At 63.2% G+C, this 18007-nt stretch carries 16 protein-coding genes; 12 read left to right on the forward strand and 4 right to left on the reverse strand.

Translation table 11 applies throughout. From position 1 onward, the window contains the following. Positions 1 to 167: 167 nt before the first annotated feature. From rnd to ABFX23_RS12910, 5 genes are all read left to right on the forward strand, one after another. Positions 168 to 1373, forward strand: a complete 1206-nt coding sequence (gene rnd, locus ABFX23_RS12890) for a ribonuclease D (protein ID WP_346033419.1) — start codon at positions 168 to 170, stop codon at positions 1371 to 1373. Continuing rightward, complete coding sequence (locus ABFX23_RS12895; RefSeq protein WP_346033420.1) at positions 1370 to 2266, forward strand: hydrogen peroxide-inducible genes activator; 897 nt, start codon at positions 1370 to 1372, stop codon at positions 2264 to 2266. Before rnd ends, ABFX23_RS12895 begins: the two co-directional genes overlap by 4 nt. Positions 2267 to 2327: 61 nt before the next feature. Continuing rightward, positions 2328 to 3467, forward strand: a complete 1140-nt coding sequence (locus ABFX23_RS12900; protein ID WP_346033421.1) for a serine hydrolase — start codon at positions 2328 to 2330, stop codon at positions 3465 to 3467. Positions 3468 to 3606: 139 nt separating this feature from the next. Then, positions 3607 to 6534, forward strand: a complete 2928-nt coding sequence (locus tag ABFX23_RS12905; RefSeq protein WP_346033422.1) for a TonB-dependent receptor — start codon at positions 3607 to 3609, stop codon at positions 6532 to 6534. Continuing rightward, complete coding sequence (locus tag ABFX23_RS12910) at positions 6534 to 7547, forward strand: phytase (RefSeq protein WP_346033423.1); 1014 nt, start codon at positions 6534 to 6536, stop codon at positions 7545 to 7547. Before ABFX23_RS12905 ends, ABFX23_RS12910 begins: the two co-directional genes overlap by 1 nt. A gap of 284 nt (positions 7548 to 7831) precedes the next feature. On the opposite strand, the gene pgsA is transcribed toward ABFX23_RS12910, so the two are convergent. Next, positions 7832 to 8425 carry a CDP-diacylglycerol--glycerol-3-phosphate 3-phosphatidyltransferase gene (gene pgsA, locus ABFX23_RS12915; RefSeq protein WP_346033424.1) on the reverse strand — a complete coding sequence of 198 codons (594 nt, stop codon included), beginning with the start codon at positions 8423 to 8425 and terminating at the stop codon, positions 7832 to 7834. Between the two features lie 120 nt (positions 8426 to 8545). On the opposite strand from pgsA, the gene ABFX23_RS12920 reads away from it, so the two are divergent. Next, a complete protein-coding gene (locus ABFX23_RS12920; protein ID WP_346033425.1) occupies positions 8546 to 9880 on the forward strand; it encodes an MFS transporter in 1335 nt (444 codons plus the stop codon). Positions 9881 to 9884: 4 nt separating this feature from the next. Here the strand turns inward: ABFX23_RS12920 and ABFX23_RS12925 are convergent, their stop codons facing one another. Continuing rightward, positions 9885 to 10094 carry a hypothetical protein gene (locus ABFX23_RS12925; RefSeq protein WP_346033426.1) on the reverse strand — a complete coding sequence of 70 codons (210 nt, stop codon included), beginning with the start codon at positions 10092 to 10094 and terminating at the stop codon, positions 9885 to 9887. Between the two features lie 124 nt (positions 10095 to 10218). Between ABFX23_RS12925 and ABFX23_RS12930 the strand changes: the two genes are divergently transcribed. Beyond that, positions 10219 to 11874 (forward strand): thiamine pyrophosphate-binding protein, encoded by a 1656-nt coding sequence (locus ABFX23_RS12930; RefSeq protein ID WP_346033427.1) that lies wholly within the window; start codon positions 10219 to 10221, stop codon positions 11872 to 11874. Positions 11875 to 11934: 60 nt separating this feature from the next. On the opposite strand, the gene ABFX23_RS12935 is transcribed toward ABFX23_RS12930, so the two are convergent. Together ABFX23_RS12935 and ABFX23_RS12940 are read right to left on the reverse strand one after the other, a co-directional pair. Beyond that, on the reverse strand, positions 11935 to 12105 hold the full coding sequence (locus ABFX23_RS12935) for a CsbD family protein (protein ID WP_346033428.1): 171 nt from the start codon (positions 12103 to 12105) through the stop codon (positions 11935 to 11937). Between the two features lie 87 nt (positions 12106 to 12192). Beyond that, a complete protein-coding gene (locus tag ABFX23_RS12940; protein ID WP_346033429.1) occupies positions 12193 to 12603 on the reverse strand; it encodes an EVE domain-containing protein in 411 nt (136 codons plus the stop codon). Positions 12604 to 12719: 116 nt separating this feature from the next. Here ABFX23_RS12940 and ABFX23_RS12945 point away from each other — a divergent pair, with 116 nt between their 5' ends. The 5 genes from ABFX23_RS12945 to ABFX23_RS12965 are packed head-to-tail and all read left to right on the forward strand — an operon-like array spanning position 12720 to position 18004. Further along, positions 12720 to 14381: a putative bifunctional diguanylate cyclase/phosphodiesterase gene (locus tag ABFX23_RS12945; RefSeq protein ID WP_346033430.1), complete on the forward strand. Its 1662-nt coding sequence runs from the start codon at positions 12720 to 12722 to the stop codon at positions 14379 to 14381. A 50-nt stretch (positions 14382 to 14431) separates the two neighbouring features. Continuing rightward, positions 14432 to 15241 (forward strand): diaminopimelate epimerase, encoded by an 810-nt coding sequence (gene dapF / locus ABFX23_RS12950; RefSeq protein ID WP_346033431.1) that lies wholly within the window; start codon positions 14432 to 14434, stop codon positions 15239 to 15241. Continuing rightward, complete coding sequence (locus tag ABFX23_RS12955; protein WP_346033432.1) at positions 15238 to 16413, forward strand: MiaB/RimO family radical SAM methylthiotransferase; 1176 nt, start codon at positions 15238 to 15240, stop codon at positions 16411 to 16413. The genes dapF and ABFX23_RS12955 overlap by 4 nt, the downstream gene beginning before the upstream one ends. Continuing rightward, positions 16410 to 17333: a signal recognition particle-docking protein FtsY gene (gene ftsY, locus ABFX23_RS12960; protein WP_120075723.1), complete on the forward strand. Its 924-nt coding sequence runs from the start codon at positions 16410 to 16412 to the stop codon at positions 17331 to 17333. The genes ABFX23_RS12955 and ftsY overlap by 4 nt, the downstream gene beginning before the upstream one ends. After that, positions 17333 to 18004: an inner membrane-spanning protein YciB gene (locus ABFX23_RS12965; protein ID WP_346033433.1), complete on the forward strand. Its 672-nt coding sequence runs from the start codon at positions 17333 to 17335 to the stop codon at positions 18002 to 18004. Before ftsY ends, ABFX23_RS12965 begins: the two co-directional genes overlap by 1 nt. Positions 18005 to 18007: the final 3 nt, after the last annotated feature.

An 18007-nucleotide genomic window follows, 5' to 3' on the forward strand; every position in this document is an offset into this window, starting at 1 on the left:
TCTTTTCATTTCGCAGGTTATGGCGCTAAGGGCGCGCGGGCGTTGCGCGGCGACTTAGCCGTATATCAAGCGCGCGCTAACAGGCGAAGCAGGGCGTTTTGTCAAGGAATGACACGCCGCGCGACTGCCGCAGGACGGTGAACCGGCCAGATACGAAAAGAAGACGAATGCATATCCATCCCCTGATTACCAAGACCCAAGACCTTGCCGACCTGTGCGAAAGGCTGGCGAAGCACGATTTCGTTTGCGTGGACACAGAGTTCATGCGCGAGAACACCTATTACCCGCTACTCTGCCTGATCCAGATCGGTAACGAAGAAGAGGCCGCCGCCGTGGACCCGCTGGCCGACGGCATCGACCTGCAGCCGCTGCTGGACCTGCTGACCGACAACGAGGAAGTGCTGAAGATCTTCCACGCCGGCGGACAGGACGTGGAAATCATCTACAACCTGACGGGAAAGACCCCGCACCCCATCTTCGACACGCAGATCGCCATGATGGCCATCAGCCAGTCCGAGCAGATCGGCTATGCCAACTTGGTGGAAAGCTGGCTGAACAAGACCATCGACAAGGGCGCGCGCTTCACCGACTGGAGCCGTCGTCCTCTTACCGAACGGCAGATCGAATATGCCATCGGCGATGTGACCTACCTCGCCAAGATTTTCCCCAAGATCCTGAAGAAGCTGATCAAGACCGATCGCGGCCACTGGCTGAATGCGGAGATGGAAAAGCTGGCCGATCCCGCCAACTACGCCAACGACCTCGACGTGGCGTGGCAGCGCATCCGCTCCCCCGGTCGCAATCCCGCCGTGCTGGGCCGCCTGAAGGCGCTGGCCGCGTGGCGCGAGACGGAGGCTCAGGACAAGGATATCCCGCGCGGTCGCATCATCCGCGACGAGACGCTGGCCGACCTCGCCAGCCACCCGCCCAAGAAACAGGCCGACCTTGCGAAGGTGCGCGGGCTTTCCAACGCCTGGAAGGAAAACGACATCGGCAGACGGCTGATGAAGGTGCTCACCAACGCAGAGCCGATGCCTGCCGACGAAATGCCGGAGAAGCCGAAGCGCGGCGCTCCGCTGGGCAAGGAAGGCGCGCTGGTGGCGGACCTGCTGAAGCTGCTCCTTAAAATCCGCGCCCGCGAGATCGACGTCGCCTCCCGCCTGCTCACCCGTTCCGACGAACTCGAGGCGCTGGCCGCAGGCGTGCGCAAGCTGCCCGTGCTGGAAGGCTGGCGGTTCGAGGTGTTCGGCAAGGATGCGCTGGACCTGGTGGAAGGCAAGCTCGCCTTCGCCGTCGAGAAGGGTCGCCTCAAGATGACCCATATCGACGATGTGAAGGCGGAAGAGGAAGCGGAGGCAGCGGGCGCCGAGTGAGCACTTACCTCCCCACCATCAAGCAGCTGCAATACCTCGTCGCCCTGCACGAGCAGCAGCACTTCGGCCGCGCGGCAGAGGCCAGCTTCGTCTCGCAAAGCACACTGTCCGCCGGTATCCGGGAGCTGGAATCGTTGCTGGGCGTGACACTGGTGGAGCGCAGCCGCCGCGTGGTACGCTTCACACCGCTGGGCAATTCGGTGGTGGAAAAGGCGCACCGCGTGCTGCGCGAGGCGGAGGAACTGGCGGAGCTGGTGCAGGCCGCCGGAAAGCCGCTCTCGGGCGAACTGCGCATGAGCGTGATCCCCACGATCGCGCCGTTCCTGCTGCCGCGCATCCTGCCGCGTCTGCGCAAGGAGCGCCCGCAGCTGAAGCTCTTCCTGCGTGAGGAAACCAGCGACCAGGCGCTGGAATCGCTGCACCACGGCCGCGCCGATTGCGTGCTGCTGGCCCTTCCCTTCGCCACCGGCGAAGTGGAAAGCGCCAAGATCTGCGACGACGAACTCTACGTTGCGTTCCCCAAGGACGACCCCCGCGATCCCCCCGCAGAAATCAGCCCCGCGATGATCGACGAGGGGCGCTTGCTGCTGCTGGAAGACGGGCACTGCCTGAAGGAACACGCGCTCGCTGCCTGCAACAGGCCCGAACTGAATGCCAGCGCGACGATGATTGGCACATCGCTGCATACGCTGGTGCAGATGGTGGACAACGGGCTCGGCCTCACCATGCTGCCGCAAATGGCGATCGATGCAGGAATCTTGCACGAGACAAACGTGGTCGCCCGCCCGCTGCAAGGCGATCATACCAGCCGCGAAATTGCCCTCGTGTGGCGCGCCAACAGCCCGCGCAGCGACGAATTCCGGCTTCTGGCCGAAGAATTGCGCGCAGGATGAGGCGGTCGGCCCCAGGCCCGGCTTTCTCGGATAACAAACTGTTCTCGCTCATTGGGTTAATGTGAAACCGACCCGTCTTATCCTGTCCGCCTCCGCAGCGCTTGCGCTTACTGCCTGCGGCACCGCCGAAAACCCCAGCCCGCCGTTCGGCGTGGAATGGGGTGAAGAGATGCGAGAGGCGCAGCAGCAGGCGAAGGCTCCGGCCATCGCGACACCTACCCCTACCCCCGCGCCCGATCCGCAGGTCGTCCAGGCGCGCGAGGAACTGGGCGACAAGCTGGAGGCCATCGGCGAGGAATTCGGCGGGACGCTGGGCATTGCCGTGGTCGACATCGATACCGGCTGGAGCACCGGCTTCAACGAAACCGCGCTCCTGCCGCAACAAAGCGTCAGCAAGACCTGGGTCACGCTGACCGCATTGACGTTGGCGGAAAAGGGCCTGCTCAACCTCGACGCGCCGATCCGCGTCAGCCGCGATGACCTGACGCTGTTCCACCAGCCGATCCGCAAGGAAATCCTGCGCAACGGCGCGGTGGAAACCACGGTCGGCGAACTGATCGAGCGCGCAATCCAGCAAAGCGACAACACCGCGAACAACGCCATCCTGCAACGCGTGGGCGGCCCGCGAGCCGTGCGCGCCATGCTGCGCGAACAGGGACTGGACGGCATCCGCTTCGGTCCCGGCGAAAAGCTGATGCAGGCGGCGATTGCCGGGATGGAGTGGGACGACAGCTATTCCTACGAGAACAACTTCTACGACGCGCGCGACCTTGTGCCCGACCGGGTCCGCAAGCGCGCCTTCGAGGGCTATCTCGCCGATCCGGTCGACGGTGCACGCCCCATCGCCATTGCCCGCGCGCTGGCGGCCATCGAACGCGGCGAAGTGCTGTCGCCCAGGCGCGCCGAGGAATTCCTCACCATAATGTCCAACACCCGCAGCGGCCCGCGCCGCCTGAAGGGTGGCAGGAGCGAAGGCTGGGTGGTGAGCCACAAGACCGGCACCGGCCAGTTCTGGAACGGCCAGCAATCGGGCTACAACGACGTGGGCGTGCTGTTCGCGCCCGACTCGTCGGCCTACGCCGTGGCGGTCATGATCGGCGTCACCAAGCGCTCGACCATCGAGCGCATGCAGATGATGCAGGAAGTGACGCGCGCGGTAATTGCCTTTCACGAAGCCCTGCCCGAACAGGGCAAAAGCTGACATCGCGGCCAAGAAGGTCACATTCCGGCCTCAGAAGTGAAACCTGCGCGCCACAGATTCTTCTGCGCGTCACCTAACGGAAATACCCCGGTCACGCAGCGGCCCTAGCTGCCCCTCCAACAACGGACCGGAGGACTTCATGAGAAATACCCGCTTGCTGGCCTGTGCCAGCATCGCCGCGATTGCCCTTTCCGCAACCCCTGCCCTTGCAGGCGATGTGACAGGCGTGGTGATCGACCAGACCGACACGGTCGCCCTGCAATCCGCCGTGGTGCGCATTCCGGAAATCAACCGCCAGGTGGTGACGCAGCGCGACGGCAGCTTCCGCATCACCGATGTGCCCGCCGGCACCTATACCATCGAGGCCCGCTATGTCGGCGTGCCCACCGAAACGCAGGTGATCGAGGTTCCTGAGCAGGGCGCGGTCATGGCCAATTTCATGCTGGGCGGCGACGATGCGGCCAGCATCCTCGTCTACGGCCAGCGCGCCAACCAGGCCAATGCGCTCAGCCGCGAATATGCCAGCGACACCATCGTCGACGTGCTGACGCGCGATGCCATCGGCCAGTTCCCGGACCAGAACGTTGCCGAAAGCCTGCGCCGCCTGCCGGGCGTGAACGTGCTGAACGATCAGGGCGAAGGCCGTTTCGTGGCCGTGCGCGGCCTCGATCCCAACCTCAACGCCACCTCCGTCAACGGCGTGCGCCTGCCCGCCCCTGAAGGCGACATCCGCGCCGTTGCGCTGGACGTGATCGGCAGCGACATCATCGAGAGCATCGAGGTGAAGAAGTCGCTGACGCCGGACATGGACGCCGACACCATCGGGGCGAGCATCGAGATCAACACCGTCTCCGCCTTCGACCGCCGCGGCAACTTTGTTACCCTGTCCGCAGAGGGCAGCTACAACGAGTATTCCGAGGAGCTGAACCCCAAGAGCAGCATCAACTTCGCCTACCGCCTGACCGACGATTTCGGCGTGTCCGGCGGCCTGTCCTACTACAACCGCTTCTTCGAGACCGACAACATCGAGGCGGACGACTGGGTCGAGGATGACGGCCTGATATACGCCGAGGAAGTGCAGTACCGCGACTACGACGTGGAGCGCGAGCGTATCTCCGCCTCGCTCGGCTTCGACCTGCGCCCGTCCGACACGACGATGCTCTATGCCCGCGGCCTGTATAGCCGGTTTGACGACCAGGAATATCGCCGCCGCACGATCTTCGATTTCGGCGATGCCGCCGTTTCGGGCAGCGGCAACACCGTGACGTTCTCCACGCCCGACCAGGCCAACCCGGACGAAGACCCGTTCGAGGCCACCATCGAGCGAGATATCAAGGACCGTTTCGAGCGGCAGGAAATCTACTCGCTCAGCATCGGCGGCGAAACGCAGACCGGGCCTTGGACCATCGAGTATTCGGGCAGCTGGGCGCAATCGAGCGAAAAGGAAAACGACAGCGTCGATCCCACCGTGTTCGCGCAGGACTTCTTCGGCGAACACCCCGACGATCCGGGCGAGCGCAATCCGCTGGCGGTGACGTTCGACTATTCCGATCCGCGCGTCCCGACGTTTTCCACCAGCACAGCGAATTTCACCGATGCCTCTCTTTACGAACTCGACGAGGTGGAACTGACCGACCTCTCCGATTCCGAAGACACCGAGTACTCGGCCCGGCTGGACGTTGGCCACGAATTCGCCAGCGATGCGGGCGTCTTCACCGTGCAGGCAGGCTTCAAGGGCCGCTGGCGCGAGAAGAGCTTCAACGGAGAAATCCGCTTCTTCGAGATCGACGATGTAAGCCTTGCGGATTTCGTCGGCGAGCAGACCTATCGCATCACCGAGATCTCGCCGGTCGCCAGCTACAGCGGCGCGAGCAACTTTTTCTTCGCCAATCGCGGCGACTTCGAACTGCAGGAAGCCGACAGCCTGTTCGACAGCGCGGCGGAAGACTACGCGATCGAGGAGGACATCTACGCGGGATACCTGCTGGGCCGCTGGGGAAGCGACAGCCTGACGGTGATCGGCGGTGTGCGCCACGAATACACGCAGACCGATATCGTCGGCAATTTCACCCTGCTGGTGGAAGAGGACGGCAGACTGCCCGATGGCTCTATCGCGACAGACGACACCGTCATCGTCACCCCGCAGACCACGCCTGCCAACTACGGCTTCTGGCTCCCCAGCCTGAACATCCGCTACGAACCGGTGAACGACCTTGTATTCCGCGCCGCTGGCTATCGCAGCCTGGTGCGTCCCGGCTTCGCCCAGCTCGCCCCGCGCTTCATCACCGAACGCAACGACGATGACGAAGTGGAAGGCGAATTCGGCAATGCCAACCTCGACCCTTACGAGGCGTGGAACTTCGATGCAGGCGTCGAATACTACTTCGGCGGCAGTGGCGCGGTGAGCGCCGGGTTCTTCTACAAGGACATTTCCAACTACATCGTCACGGTCGATTACGAAGCCGAAGACCTCGACGGCGACGACGAAATCGGCGCGGACGAACTGCTGGTGTTCAACGGCATCGCCTTCAACGAGGCGGCCATTCCCGTGAACGGCGACAGCGCCGAGGTCTGGGGCATCGAACTGGGTTTTGCCATGCAGTGGGACATGCTGCCCGCGCCTTTCGACGGGCTGCTGACGCAGGCGAACTACACCTACACCGATGCGACAGCCACCATCTCCGACGGTTCGCTGGACCTGTTCGGTCAGGGCTTCGGCAACGGCATCAACACGATCCCGCTGCCCGCCTCCAGCGAGCATACGCTGAACGGCGTACTGGGTTACGAGAAGGGCCCTGTCTCGCTGCGCCTCGCGGGCACCTACCGCGACGATTACCTCGATGAACTGGGCGGCGATCCCGAGGAATACCGCTTCGTCGACAGCCATTTCCAGCTCGACGCCAGCGCCCGCTTCACGGTGCTGGAAGGGGTGCAGGTGTTCGTGGAAGCGATCAACCTGACCGATGCCGAATACTTCGCCTACAACACCGTGGGCGGTCGGCAGAACAACTACCAGTACGAAGTGTATGGCCGCACCTTCAAGGGCGGCGTGAGGGTGACGTTCTGATGCGTATTGCGACCATGACCATCGCCGCGGCCCTGCTTGCAGGCTGCGCCACCACGCCCACCGGCCTTCCTCCGGTTTCGGTTCTCGCCACTGGCGAGACCGAGCCGGTGGGCACGGCCAACGAGGACGCTGCCGACGATCCCGCGATCTGGCGCAACGCGGCGGGCCCGTCGCAAAGCCTGATCGTCGCGACCGACAAGAAGGCCGGGCTCTACGTCTACGGCCTCGATGGGCAGGTGCGCAGCTTCTTCGATGCGGGCGCCGTCAACAATGTCGACCTGGTGGAACTGGACGACGGCACCGTGATCGTCGCCGCCAGCGACCGGATCGATCCTGCCAATTCGCACATCTCGACCTTCACGCTGGATACGGCCAGCGGCGAACTGACCTCGCTCGGGCGCTTTCCCAGTGGACCGGGTGAAGGTTACGGCTTCTGCATGAGCCAGCACGGCTCACTCACCGCGCTGATGGTGACGAAGGAAGGCAACTTGCGCGAGTACGAAATTGCCGAATGGGCTCCCGGCGAGGTGCCGAAAGCCGAGCTGGTGCGCGAAATGTCCGTGCCCAGCCAGCCCGAAGGCTGCATCTTCGACGAGCGGGACGGTACGCTCTACGTGGGCGAGGAGATGGCGGGCATCTGGCGTTTCGCCGATGGCGCGACCACCGGCGAACTCGTGGCCGCCATCGACAACCAGTACCTCGTCGCCGACGTCGAAGGTCTCGCCATTGCGCCCGAAGGCGAGGACGGCGGATACCTTGTCGCGTCCAGCCAGGGAGACAATGCCTATGAGGTTTTCTCCCTGCCGGACATGACACCGGTAGGTCGCTTTGCCATCGGTGCCGGCACCTACGGAAGCGCCGAGGAAACCGACGGGATTGCGCTCGATACCCGCAACTTCGGCCCGGATTATCCGCAGGGCCTGTTCATCGCGCAGGACGGGATCAACCCGCCCAACGCGCAGAACTTCAAGCTGGTGAGCTGGAAAGCGGTGCGCGCGGCGCTCGGTCTCTGATAATGCTGAGCGCCGATAGGGGTCGGCGCTCCTGCTTCCGGTCGCGACGGTTTCCTACCCGCCCCTGATCGGCGCACAGTTTGGGAATGCCTGCCTTTTCCCGATCTCTCCCGCGCCAAATCGCCGCAGCCTTGCCGGGTCCGCACACCACGAAACAGCGCGCACGGCGAAAGGTTACATGCCCGGATACGATTATCGCAGCAGGTGACTGTTTCAGAACGATTTATCGGCGAAACCAACTTTTTCGAAACGCCCCCATCGGCGTTCCACGTTCGTCTGCGAAATCAGTCCATGTACTTGAGGCCGACCCGCAAATAGTCCCACCCGGTTATCACCGTAAGGATCGCCGCGCCCCACAAGGTGACGAGGCCTACGAGGTGCGGCACGTTGTGCTCGACGCCCGCCATCATAAGGTTCCAGCCCGGCAAGCCCTGACCCAGGATCAGCGCGCCCAGCGAAACGAGCTGGAACGTCGTCTTCCACTTGGCCAGCTTCGACACCGGCACGCTCACCTGCAACTCACCCAGGAACTCGCGCAGACCGGAAACGGCGATCTCGCGAATCAGGATGATGAGGCCGGCGATCACGTGCGCGTCGCCCACGTAGGGGCCGCGCAGGATGCCCTGTGCGGCAAGCACCAGGATCACCGTCGCCACCATGATCTTGTCGGCAATGGGATCGAGGAAAATGCCCAGCTTGCTCACCGCGCCGCTGGAACGCGCCAGCAGGCCGTCGAAGTAATCGGTAATGCCCATCAGGCAGTAGAGCGCGAAGGCGCACAGGTATCCCAGCGCCCATCCCGGCCACCAGAGCAGGAAACCGAGCAGCGGCAGCGTGAGGATGCGGCTGAGAGTGAGTATGTTGGGCAAGGTCCACATGGTCTCAGCAGCCCTAGCCCGGAATCGTTTAAGGAAAAAGGATGGTTGCTGCTGCTATTTGGGGGAAAAGCCGTTAAGCCCCTCGGCGGATCGGCCCAACGGGCGCTGCAAACAGGCTTTATGTTCACCTCCACCCACCTGCTGAAGCAACGCCGGTTCCTGCCGCTGTTCTGCACGCAGCTCCTGAACGCCTTCAACGACAACCTCTACAAGACGACCATGGTGCTGTTCGTCGTCTACAGCGTCTACAACTCGCCCGACGCCGAAACGGTCTTCTCGGGCGCGGCCTCTGCCGTCTTCATCCTGCCGTTCTTCCTGCTTTCCGCCATTGCCGGACAGCTTGCCGACCTGACCGACAAGGCGCGCATTATCCGGCGAGTGAAAGCGGCGGAGATCGGGATCATGACGGTCGGTGCCTTCGGCCTGTTCCTGGCGTGGGAGGGGATCGCGGTGGAGATGCTCGCCATCCCGCTGCTGATGCTGGCGCTGTTCGCGATGGGCGTGCACTCCACGTTCTTCGGCCCGATCAAGTATGCGATCCTTCCGCAGCACCTCGAAACAGACGAGGTGCTGGCGGGCACGGGCCTGGTGGAAGCTGGCACCTACATCGCGATCATGACCGGCACGATCTTGGCGGGCTTCCTGGCCGACCAGGTGGAAATTGCCGCTGCCGCAATATTGGGGTTCGCCGTGATCGGCTATCTCACCAGCCGCCAGGTGCCCTCCGCCCCGCCGATGGGTGCGCCGGAGAAGATCGACTTCAACCCGTTCACATCCTCGTGGCGGATGATCCGGGAGTGCACGCACAACAAGGAAGTGTTCTACGCCATCCTCGCGATCAGCTTCTTCTGGACCATCGGCTCGGTGCTGTTCATCCAGTTCCCGCCGCTCGCCAAGAACGTCCTGCTGGCCGACCCCACGGTCGCCAGCCTTTTCCTCGTCTTCTTCTCGATCGGCGTCGCGGTAGGATCTGTGGCTGTGAACCTGTTGCTGAAGGGCAAGGTCTCGTCACGCTACTCGCCCATCTCGGTGCTGCTGATGGCGGGCATGGTCGCTGTCTTCTACTTCGTGTGCAAGGCATGGAACGCCGGGCTTCGCGATACCCAGCTGATGGATGTGGCGACGTTCCTGTCCTACCCGCTGGCCTGGGCCGTGCTGGGCAGCCTGCTGCTGATCGCCATTTTCGGCGGCATGTTCGTGGTGCCGCTCTATGCCTTCCTCACCACCAAGGTGCCCAGTTCGCAGGCCAGCCGTGCGGTGGCGGCGAACAACATCGTCAATTCGGGCGCGATGGTGGTGGGTTCCCTGTTCGCCCTCGCGCTGAGCGCCGTCGGCGTGCCGCTGGCAGAACAGGTGCTGTTGAGTGCGGGAATGTGCTTCGTATCGGTGTGGCTAGGAGTCAGGCTTTACCGCGCGGAAAAGGATGCTGCGCGGGTGCTGTCACCTGCGGAATAAGCGATCAGGCGATGAACGTGATCGTCGCGAGGAAGCCTGCCGTATAGGTGGCCGCAACGGTCTCCAGGTCCTGCCGCGAAAGGCCCATCGCCAGGCGCTTGCGCCACGGAGCCATCGGTTCGATCTCGTTGGCGCGCGCCAGTACGTGTGGCGGCAAGGATGCCCGGAACGGGTGGCGGGACGACTCGGTCGTCAGGACAAGTGAACGTCTCATGGTGCGGTTTTAACGTTTTGGTAACGAATTGGCTCCCGCCCCCGCCAACCTGTTCAAACCCGGGACGGTTGGTAACTCGCGTAACTGGTTGCCGCCCCCGCAAGGCGGGGCTAATCGAAGGGGTATGACCACGACTGCAGCCCGCCTCCTTGTCGATTGCCTTGTCGAACAGGGAGCCTCGCGCGCTTTCACCGTGCCCGGCGAAAGCTTCCTCCCGGTGCTCGACGCGCTATCCGATTGCGATGCGATCGAGACCGTGACGTGCAGACAGGAGGGCGGCGTATCCTTCATGGCATGCGCCGATGGAGCGATGACCGGCCAGCCCGGCATTGCTTTCGTCACGCGCGGTCCGGGCGCAACGAACGCCAGCATCGGCGTTCACGTCGCCATGCAGGACAGCCAGCCGATGATCCTCTTCATCGGCGATGTCGACCGCACCATGCGCGACCGCGAAGGGTTTCAGGAGGTGGACTTCCCCGCCTTCTTCGCCCCCATCGCGAAATGGTCCGCCCGTATCGACGATGCCCGTCGCATCCCGGAATACATCGCACGCGCCTGGTCGACGGCGATCAGTGGCCGACCCGGCCCGGTCGTTCTCGCCCTGCCCGAGGACATGCTGCACGAAGAGGGGATCGAAAGCCCGGTGCGGCCGGCGGTCGCCAGGCCCGCCCAGGCGCCCTGCCCCGACGTCATGGCAACGCTGATGCAGATGATCGGCGATGCTGCGGCTCCGCTCGCTATTGTCGGCGGCGCCGGATGGAATGCGCGCGCGCGGCACTACTTCACCGAGTTCGCCGAGCGGATCGGGCTTCCGGTCGCCACCGCCTTCCGGCGGCAAGACGCGATTTCGCCCGAATCGAAAGTCTATGCCGGAAACCTAGGTTACGGCCCCAATCCAAAACTCGCCCAGCGGGTTAAGGATGCTGACCTGCTACTGGTGGTCGGCGCGCGATTGGGAGAGGCGACGACCGATGGCTATTCGCTGGTAACGCCGGACCATCCGGACCAGGTGCTGATCCACGTCCATCCCGACCCGGAGGAATTGGGCCGTGTCTATCGCACCGACTTCCCCGTCTGCGCCGACACGGCAGAGTTCGCCGAAAGCGCAGCTTTGTGGGACGAGAGCGACGTCATCGATTTCGATTGCGGCGCCGAAGCACACGCCGACTGGCTGGAATGGAACACGCCGCGAGAAGCCGCTCGGTTCGATCTCGACCTCGCCCTGGCCATGGCCACGTGTCGCAGGCTGCTGCCCGCCGACACCATCATCTGCAACGGTGCCGGCAACTTTGCGGGTTGGTGGCATCGCTACTGGCCCTATGCCGGATATCCTTCCCAACTCGCCCCTACCGCGGGTGCGATGGGTTATGGCGTGCCGGCCGCTGTCGCCGCCGCCATGCGTTACCCTGACCGCTGCGTCGTCGCCGCTGCCGGGGACGGCGATTTCCTGATGAACGGGCAGGAAATGGCGACAGCGGCGCAGTATGGCCTGGATATGCTGGTGATCGTGTTCGACAACTCAACCTACGGCACCATCCGCATGCACCAGGAGCGCGAGTATCCGGGCCGCGAGGCTTCAACCCATCTCGCAAATCCGGACTTCGCCAAGCTGGCCGAAAGCTTCGGCGGCTGGGGCGCGCGCGTGGAAAACAACGCCCAGTTCGATGCGGCCCTGGAAGAGGCGATGCAACGCAAGGGCATCCGCCTTTTGCACTGCATTACCGATATCGAACAGCTGAGCGCTGCGGGCGCCACCGTCAGCGCCTTGCGAGGCGAATAGCGCATACGAAAAAGGGCCGCTCCCTCGTCGGGAACAGCCCTTGTTCGTATTGATGGCGGCTTAGATGTCGTTGCCAAGCTCGCCTTCGACTTCGCCCTTCAGCTGCTGGGCTTCGCCCTTCTTTTCCTGCTGGCGGCCTTCGGCGCGGGTTTCGGGATTGTTCGATTCCTGCTTCACGTTGCCGACGGCTTCGTTGACGTTGCCTTTTACCTTCTCAGTGAATTCACCCATGGTGCTTCTCCGTTAGTCTTACGGGCCAGCACGACCATCGCGCGCCCTTTGACCAAACAACGGACAAGCAACGGCAATCGTTCCGAATTAAGCCTCTGACATCTTGAGAATAATATCCCATTCCTCTGGCCGTATTTCGGCCACGGACAAGCGCGAAAGGCGGACCAGTTCAATGCCTTCGAGCGTTGGTTCGGCCTTGATCGCTTTCAGCGTCACGAAGTTTTCCAGCGGGCGCACGGGCTTCACTTTTACCGTCGGCCATTTGCCTTCCGGATCGGTGGGATCGATCAGTCCGGACTCACTCACTTCGGCGATCCCGACGATCTCAAGCCCCTTGTTCGAGTGATAGAAGAACAGTTTGTCGCCCTTCTCCATCGCGCGCAGGTTGTTGGCCGCTCGGTGGTTGCGCACGCCATCCCAGATGGTTTCGCCATCCTCGACCAGTTGGTCCCACGAATATTTGAACGGTTCCGATTTGATCAGCCAGTGGTTGGGCAATGTCGTCTCCTTTGATGCGCGGGGCGCTACGTAGCGACCCGCGACCTATAGGGCAATTAACCCGATGTTGAGGATGATGCGCGATATGCGATCCGTTGATTTGGGGACAATCGCTGTTGAAACGGGCGCTGGAAAAGAACGAAAAACCTGCCGACAGGACAATTCGCAATGCGGAGCGGGACATGATCGCGCTCGGTATTGCGGCAGCAGCCATTATCCTGTTCGTCGGCACCGGCGGCAGCCTGATGCCGCAGATCGCCCGTGCCTGGTTCTGGGGCGGGGAGGCACCGGACCTGGTGCTCGTAAACGCTGTACTCCTCAACATCGCGCTGCTGCTGTTCGGCTGGCGCCGATATCGCGACCTGCACGACGAGGTGCAAGTGCGCCGCCTCGCCGAAACGCGCGCGCGTGAGCTCGCCGAGCGAGACCCGCTGACCGGCTGCCTGAACCGCCGCAGCGGTCCTCCGGCCATGGAGACGTTGCGCCGATCGCTGGAAGGCACGCATCGCGAAATGGCGGTGATGATGATCGATCTCGACAACTTCAAGCAGATCAACGACCTCAACGGCCACCAGATGGGCGATACGGTGCTCACCGCGATCGCGGGGCGGATCGCCGAATGCCTGCCCGAAGAAGGCATCCTTGCGCGCATCGGCGGAGACGAATTCGCCTGCGCCGTTCCCTACGATTACAACATGCGCGAAGACGTGGACGACTTGGTCGCCATCATCATCAGAGCCGTTTCCGCCCCCGTGGAATCCAACCGGATGACGGTGGAGGCCACGGTATCCATCGGCCTTGCACAGACCGCCGCCGACAATAAGCAGAATCCGGTGGTCGATGCCGAAGCCCTGATCCACCGCGCCGATATCGCCATGTACCACGCGAAAAAACGCGGTCGTAACCGTTACTACTGGTTCGAACCGCAGATGGAGGACGAGCTGCGCTTCCGCAACGAACTGGAAGCGGGCATTCGCCAAGGCATTCCCGCAGGTGAGTTCGTACCTTACTACGAACAGCAGATCGATCTCGAGACTGGCAAGCTTTCGGGTTTCGAGATGCTGGCCCGCTGGAACAGTCCGCGCTACGGGGTCGTCAGCCCGGAAATCTTCATCCCCATCGCCGAGGAGATCGACCTTATCGGGCAGCTATCCGAAGGGCTGATACGACAGGCGCTGGAAGACGCGAAGGAGTGGGATCCCGACCTCACGCTTTCGGTCAACATCTCACCTGTCCAGTTGCGCGATCCGTGGTTCGCCCAAAAGCTGCTGCACTTGCTGGTGGAAAGCGGCTTCCCCGCTGCCCGGCTGGAGATAGAAATTACCGAAAGCTGCCTGCACGAGAATATCGGCGCTGTGCGTTCGATCGTCTCGAGCCTGAAGAATCAAGGAATTCGTATCAGTCTCGATGACTTCGGCACCGGCTATTCCAGCCTCTCGCAGTTGCGCACCTTGCCGTTCGACCGACTGAAGATCGATCGCAGCTTCGTTGCCGATTTGACGGCGGATGGCGAAGGCCGCTCTCTGGTCGAGGCGATCATCTCGCTCGGAAAAGGCCTGTCGCTGCCGGTAACGGCGGAAGGAATCGAAACCGACGAGGCGCTGGCCCACCTGAAGTCGATGGGCGACCTGAAGGGCCAGGGATATCTGTACGGCAAGCCCGAAGATGCCGCCACGACACGTAGTCGCCTAGCCAGCCTGAACATGCTGGCAAAACCTCTTGCCGAACTGCCGCCGGACCCAAGACAGCCTTCGGAAGCGCAGCGCCAGGCGGGCTGAACGGTTCGCCAGCCATTGCGATAGGCGGGCAAGCCCCCTAGGTGGCGCTGATGCGCGTCAAGTTCACCAAGATGCACGGCCTGGGCAACGACTTCATCGTGCTGGACGCGCGAGACAAGACCCTGCCCGTCCTTTCCAAAGAGACCATTCGCGCCCTGTCCGATCGCACGATGGGCATCGGCTGCGACCAGTTTCTCATCCTGGAATCCCATGCCGAGGCCACGGTGAGAATGCGCATCTTCAACGCCGACGGGGGCGAGGTGGAGGCCTGCGGCAATGCCGCGCGCGCCATCGGTCTGCTTCTGGGTGAGCCTGCGACCATCGCCACGGCGGGCGGGCTCATAAGCACCACCCCTCAGGACGCCGGTATCGCCGTCGACATGGGGGAACCGCGCTTCGACTGGGACGCGATCCCCCTCGCCTATCCGATGGATACCGCTGCCATGCCGGTGGGCTGGGACATGCTGGAAAAACCGTTGGCGGTGAACGTGGGCAATCCGCACGTGATCTTCTTTGTCGACGATTGTGACGCCGTTCCGCTGGATAGCCTGGGTCCCCAGATCGAGACCGATCCGCTGTTTCCCCACCGGATCAACGTGAATGTTGCATCCGTGGTCGACCGCCAGACTTTGCGCCTGCGTGTATGGGAGCGCGGTGTAGGCCTCACGCGCGCCTGCGGCACCGGCGCCTGCGCAACGGCGATCGCCGCAATGCGCCGCGGCCTGGTGGAGCGGGATGTTACCGTACACCTGCCGGGCGGTCCGTTGAGAATTACATGGGGCGAAAACAATCGCATCACCATGACCGGGCCTGCGACCGAAGCTTTTCGCGGCAGTTTCGAACTGGACGATTACCCATGAACCAGGCGGAAGTCATATCCCTCGGGTGCCGCCTGAATATCGCCGAAAGCGAGCGTATCCGCACCCTGCTGGCCGATGAGCGTGACGTCGTGGTGGTCAACAGCTGTGCCGTCACCACGGAAGCCGTTCGCCAGACACGGCAGGCAATCCGCAAGGCCCGCCGGGCGCGTCCCGATGCGCGGCTGCTGGTGACGGGCTGCGCCGCCGATATCGAAAGAGCCCAGCTGTCCGCCATGCCGGAGGTCGATGGCCTGGTGCCCAATACCCAAAAGCTCGATGCGCGAGCCTGGAACGTGCCCCAGCGCGCGGAGCCAGCGCCTTCGAAGCATACCCGCGCATTCATCGCGGTGCAGAATGGCTGCGATCATGCCTGCACCTTCTGCGTCATCCCACAGGGCCGCGGGGAAAGCCGCTCGCTTGAGATTGCGCAGGTGCTGCGAGAGGTCGAGCGCCATCTGTTGCAGGGCGCACCGGAAGTGGTGTTGACCGGAGTCGATGTCACCAGCTGGGGCCATGATCTGCCGGGCATACCGCCGCTGGGCGACCTCGTTCGCGCGTTGCTCGACGAATTCCCGCAACTGCAACGCCTGCGCATGTCCTCGCTCGACGGAGTCGAAATCGACCCGCTCCTGTTCGAAATGTTCGCCAGCGAGCCAAGGCTCATGCCGCACTTGCACCTCTCGCTCCAGCACGGCAACGACCTGATCCTGAAGCGCATGAAGCGCCGGCACTTGCGCCGCGATGCGGTGGAGCTGGTGCAGCGCCTGAAAGACAAGCGGCCGGAGATCGCCATCGGGGCGGATCTGATCGCAGGCTTCCCGACCGAGAGCGAAGCGCACCATGCCGACAACCGCTCCATCATCGCAGAGCTGGACATCGTGCACGGCCACATCTTCCCCTATTCGCCGCGACCGGACACTCCCGCAGCCCGCATGCCGCAACTCGACCGCGCCGTAATCAAGCAGCGCGCCGGCGAACTGCGCGCCGAGGTATCGAGGGTCCGCGATGCATGGCTGCAAAGCCTTGTGGGCGAAAGCCTCAGCGTCCTTACCGAACGCGACGGCACAGGCTATGCGGAGAACTTCGCGCGCGTGGCTCCGCCCGAAGGCACTGCACCGGGCACCATCGTGACTGTCACGCCGCAATCGATCGAGGAAGGCCTCCTGAAGTGAGCGAAACAAGCTGGTCCGAAAGGCTGTTCGGCGGCTTCCGCAAGACGTCGGACCGTCTATCCGAAAACCTTACCGGCGTCGTCGGCACGGCGAAGCTGGACGATGCCACGCTGGACGACGTGGAGGACGCGTTGATCGTGTCCGACCTTGGCCCCAGCGCCGCCGCGCGCATCCGCGCAAAGCTGGCGGAAAAGCGATTCGGCCTCAGCATCACGGAGCGCGAACTGAAAGAAGCCGTGGCCGAGGAAATCGCCGCCATCCTGCGCCCGGTGGCCGTGCCTCTCGAAGTCACTGCCTTTCCGCGCCCGCAGGTGATCCTGGTGATCGGGGTCAATGGCAGCGGCAAGACGACGACTATCGCCAAGCTGGGGCATTGGTTTCAGGAAGAGGATTACGAGGTCATGCTGGCGGCGGGCGATACCTTCCGCGCCGCCGCCATTGGCCAGTTGAAAATCTGGGCGGACCGTATCGGCGCGCCCATAGTAACCGGACCTGAAGGCGGCGATCCCGCCTCAATCGTGTTCGACGCGGTGAAGAAAGCCACCGAGATCGGCACCGATGCCCTGATCGTCGATACCGCCGGTCGCCTGCAGAACAAGCGCGAGCTGATGGACGAGCTCGCGAAAATCCGGAAGGTCCTGGGCCGTCTGAACCCGGAAGCCCCGCACGACGTGGTGCTGGTGCTGGATGCGACCAACGGCCAGAACGCCCTGTCGCAGATCGAAATCTTCAAGGAAGTGGCAGGCGTCACCGGTCTGATCATGACCAAGCTGGACGGCACCGCGCGCGGCGGCGTGCTTGTCGCGGCGGCAGAGCAGTACGGTCTCCCCATCCACGCCATCGGTGTTGGCGAGACGCTGGACGACCTGCGCCCCTTCGATCCCGACCTGGTTGCGCGCGTGATAGCAGGAGTTGCCTGATGACGACCGAAGCCCCGAAACAGGCCGCTGCGACGGAAAAGCCCAAGTCAGGCTGGCTCAATGTCGCCGTCGACTACGGCCCGCTGCTGGTCTTCTTCCTGGTCTACAAGTTCTATTCGCCCGAAGATGCCGGCGACGATACCGCCGGCGAAATCTTTGCCGTCATCCGCGGCACCGGCGCCTTCATCATTGCAGCTGTCATTGCGCTGGCCGTCAGCAAGTGGCACCTCGGCAAGGTCAGCCCGATGCTGTGGCTGTCCACGGCGATGATCGTCGGCTTCGGCGCGCTGACGATCTATTTCCAGGACGAGCGTTTCATCCAGTGGAAGCCGACCATCATCTACGTGCTGTTCTCCGCCGTGCTGCTGGTCGGTTATGCCAGGGGCAAATCGCTGCTCAAAGTACTGCTGGAAGCCGCATTCGAGGGCCTGACCGACGAGGGCTGGCTGAAGCTGTCGCGCAACTGGGGCCTGTTCTTCATCGTGCTTGCGGCGCTGAACACGGCGCTCATCTTCATGGTCAGCTTCGAGACATGGCTGGCCGCGAAGCTCTGGCTGTTCCTGCCGCTTACGTTCCTGTTCACTTTCACGCAGGTGCCGATGCTGATGCGCCACGGTCTGAACGTGGAAGACAAGGACGAAGTGCTTCAGGACCCTCCGCGGACCGAATAGGTC

The sequence above is a fragment of the Erythrobacter westpacificensis genome, assembly GCF_039542285.1.
GTDB classification, from domain to species: Bacteria; Pseudomonadota; Alphaproteobacteria; order Sphingomonadales; family Sphingomonadaceae; genus Alteraurantiacibacter; species Alteraurantiacibacter westpacificensis.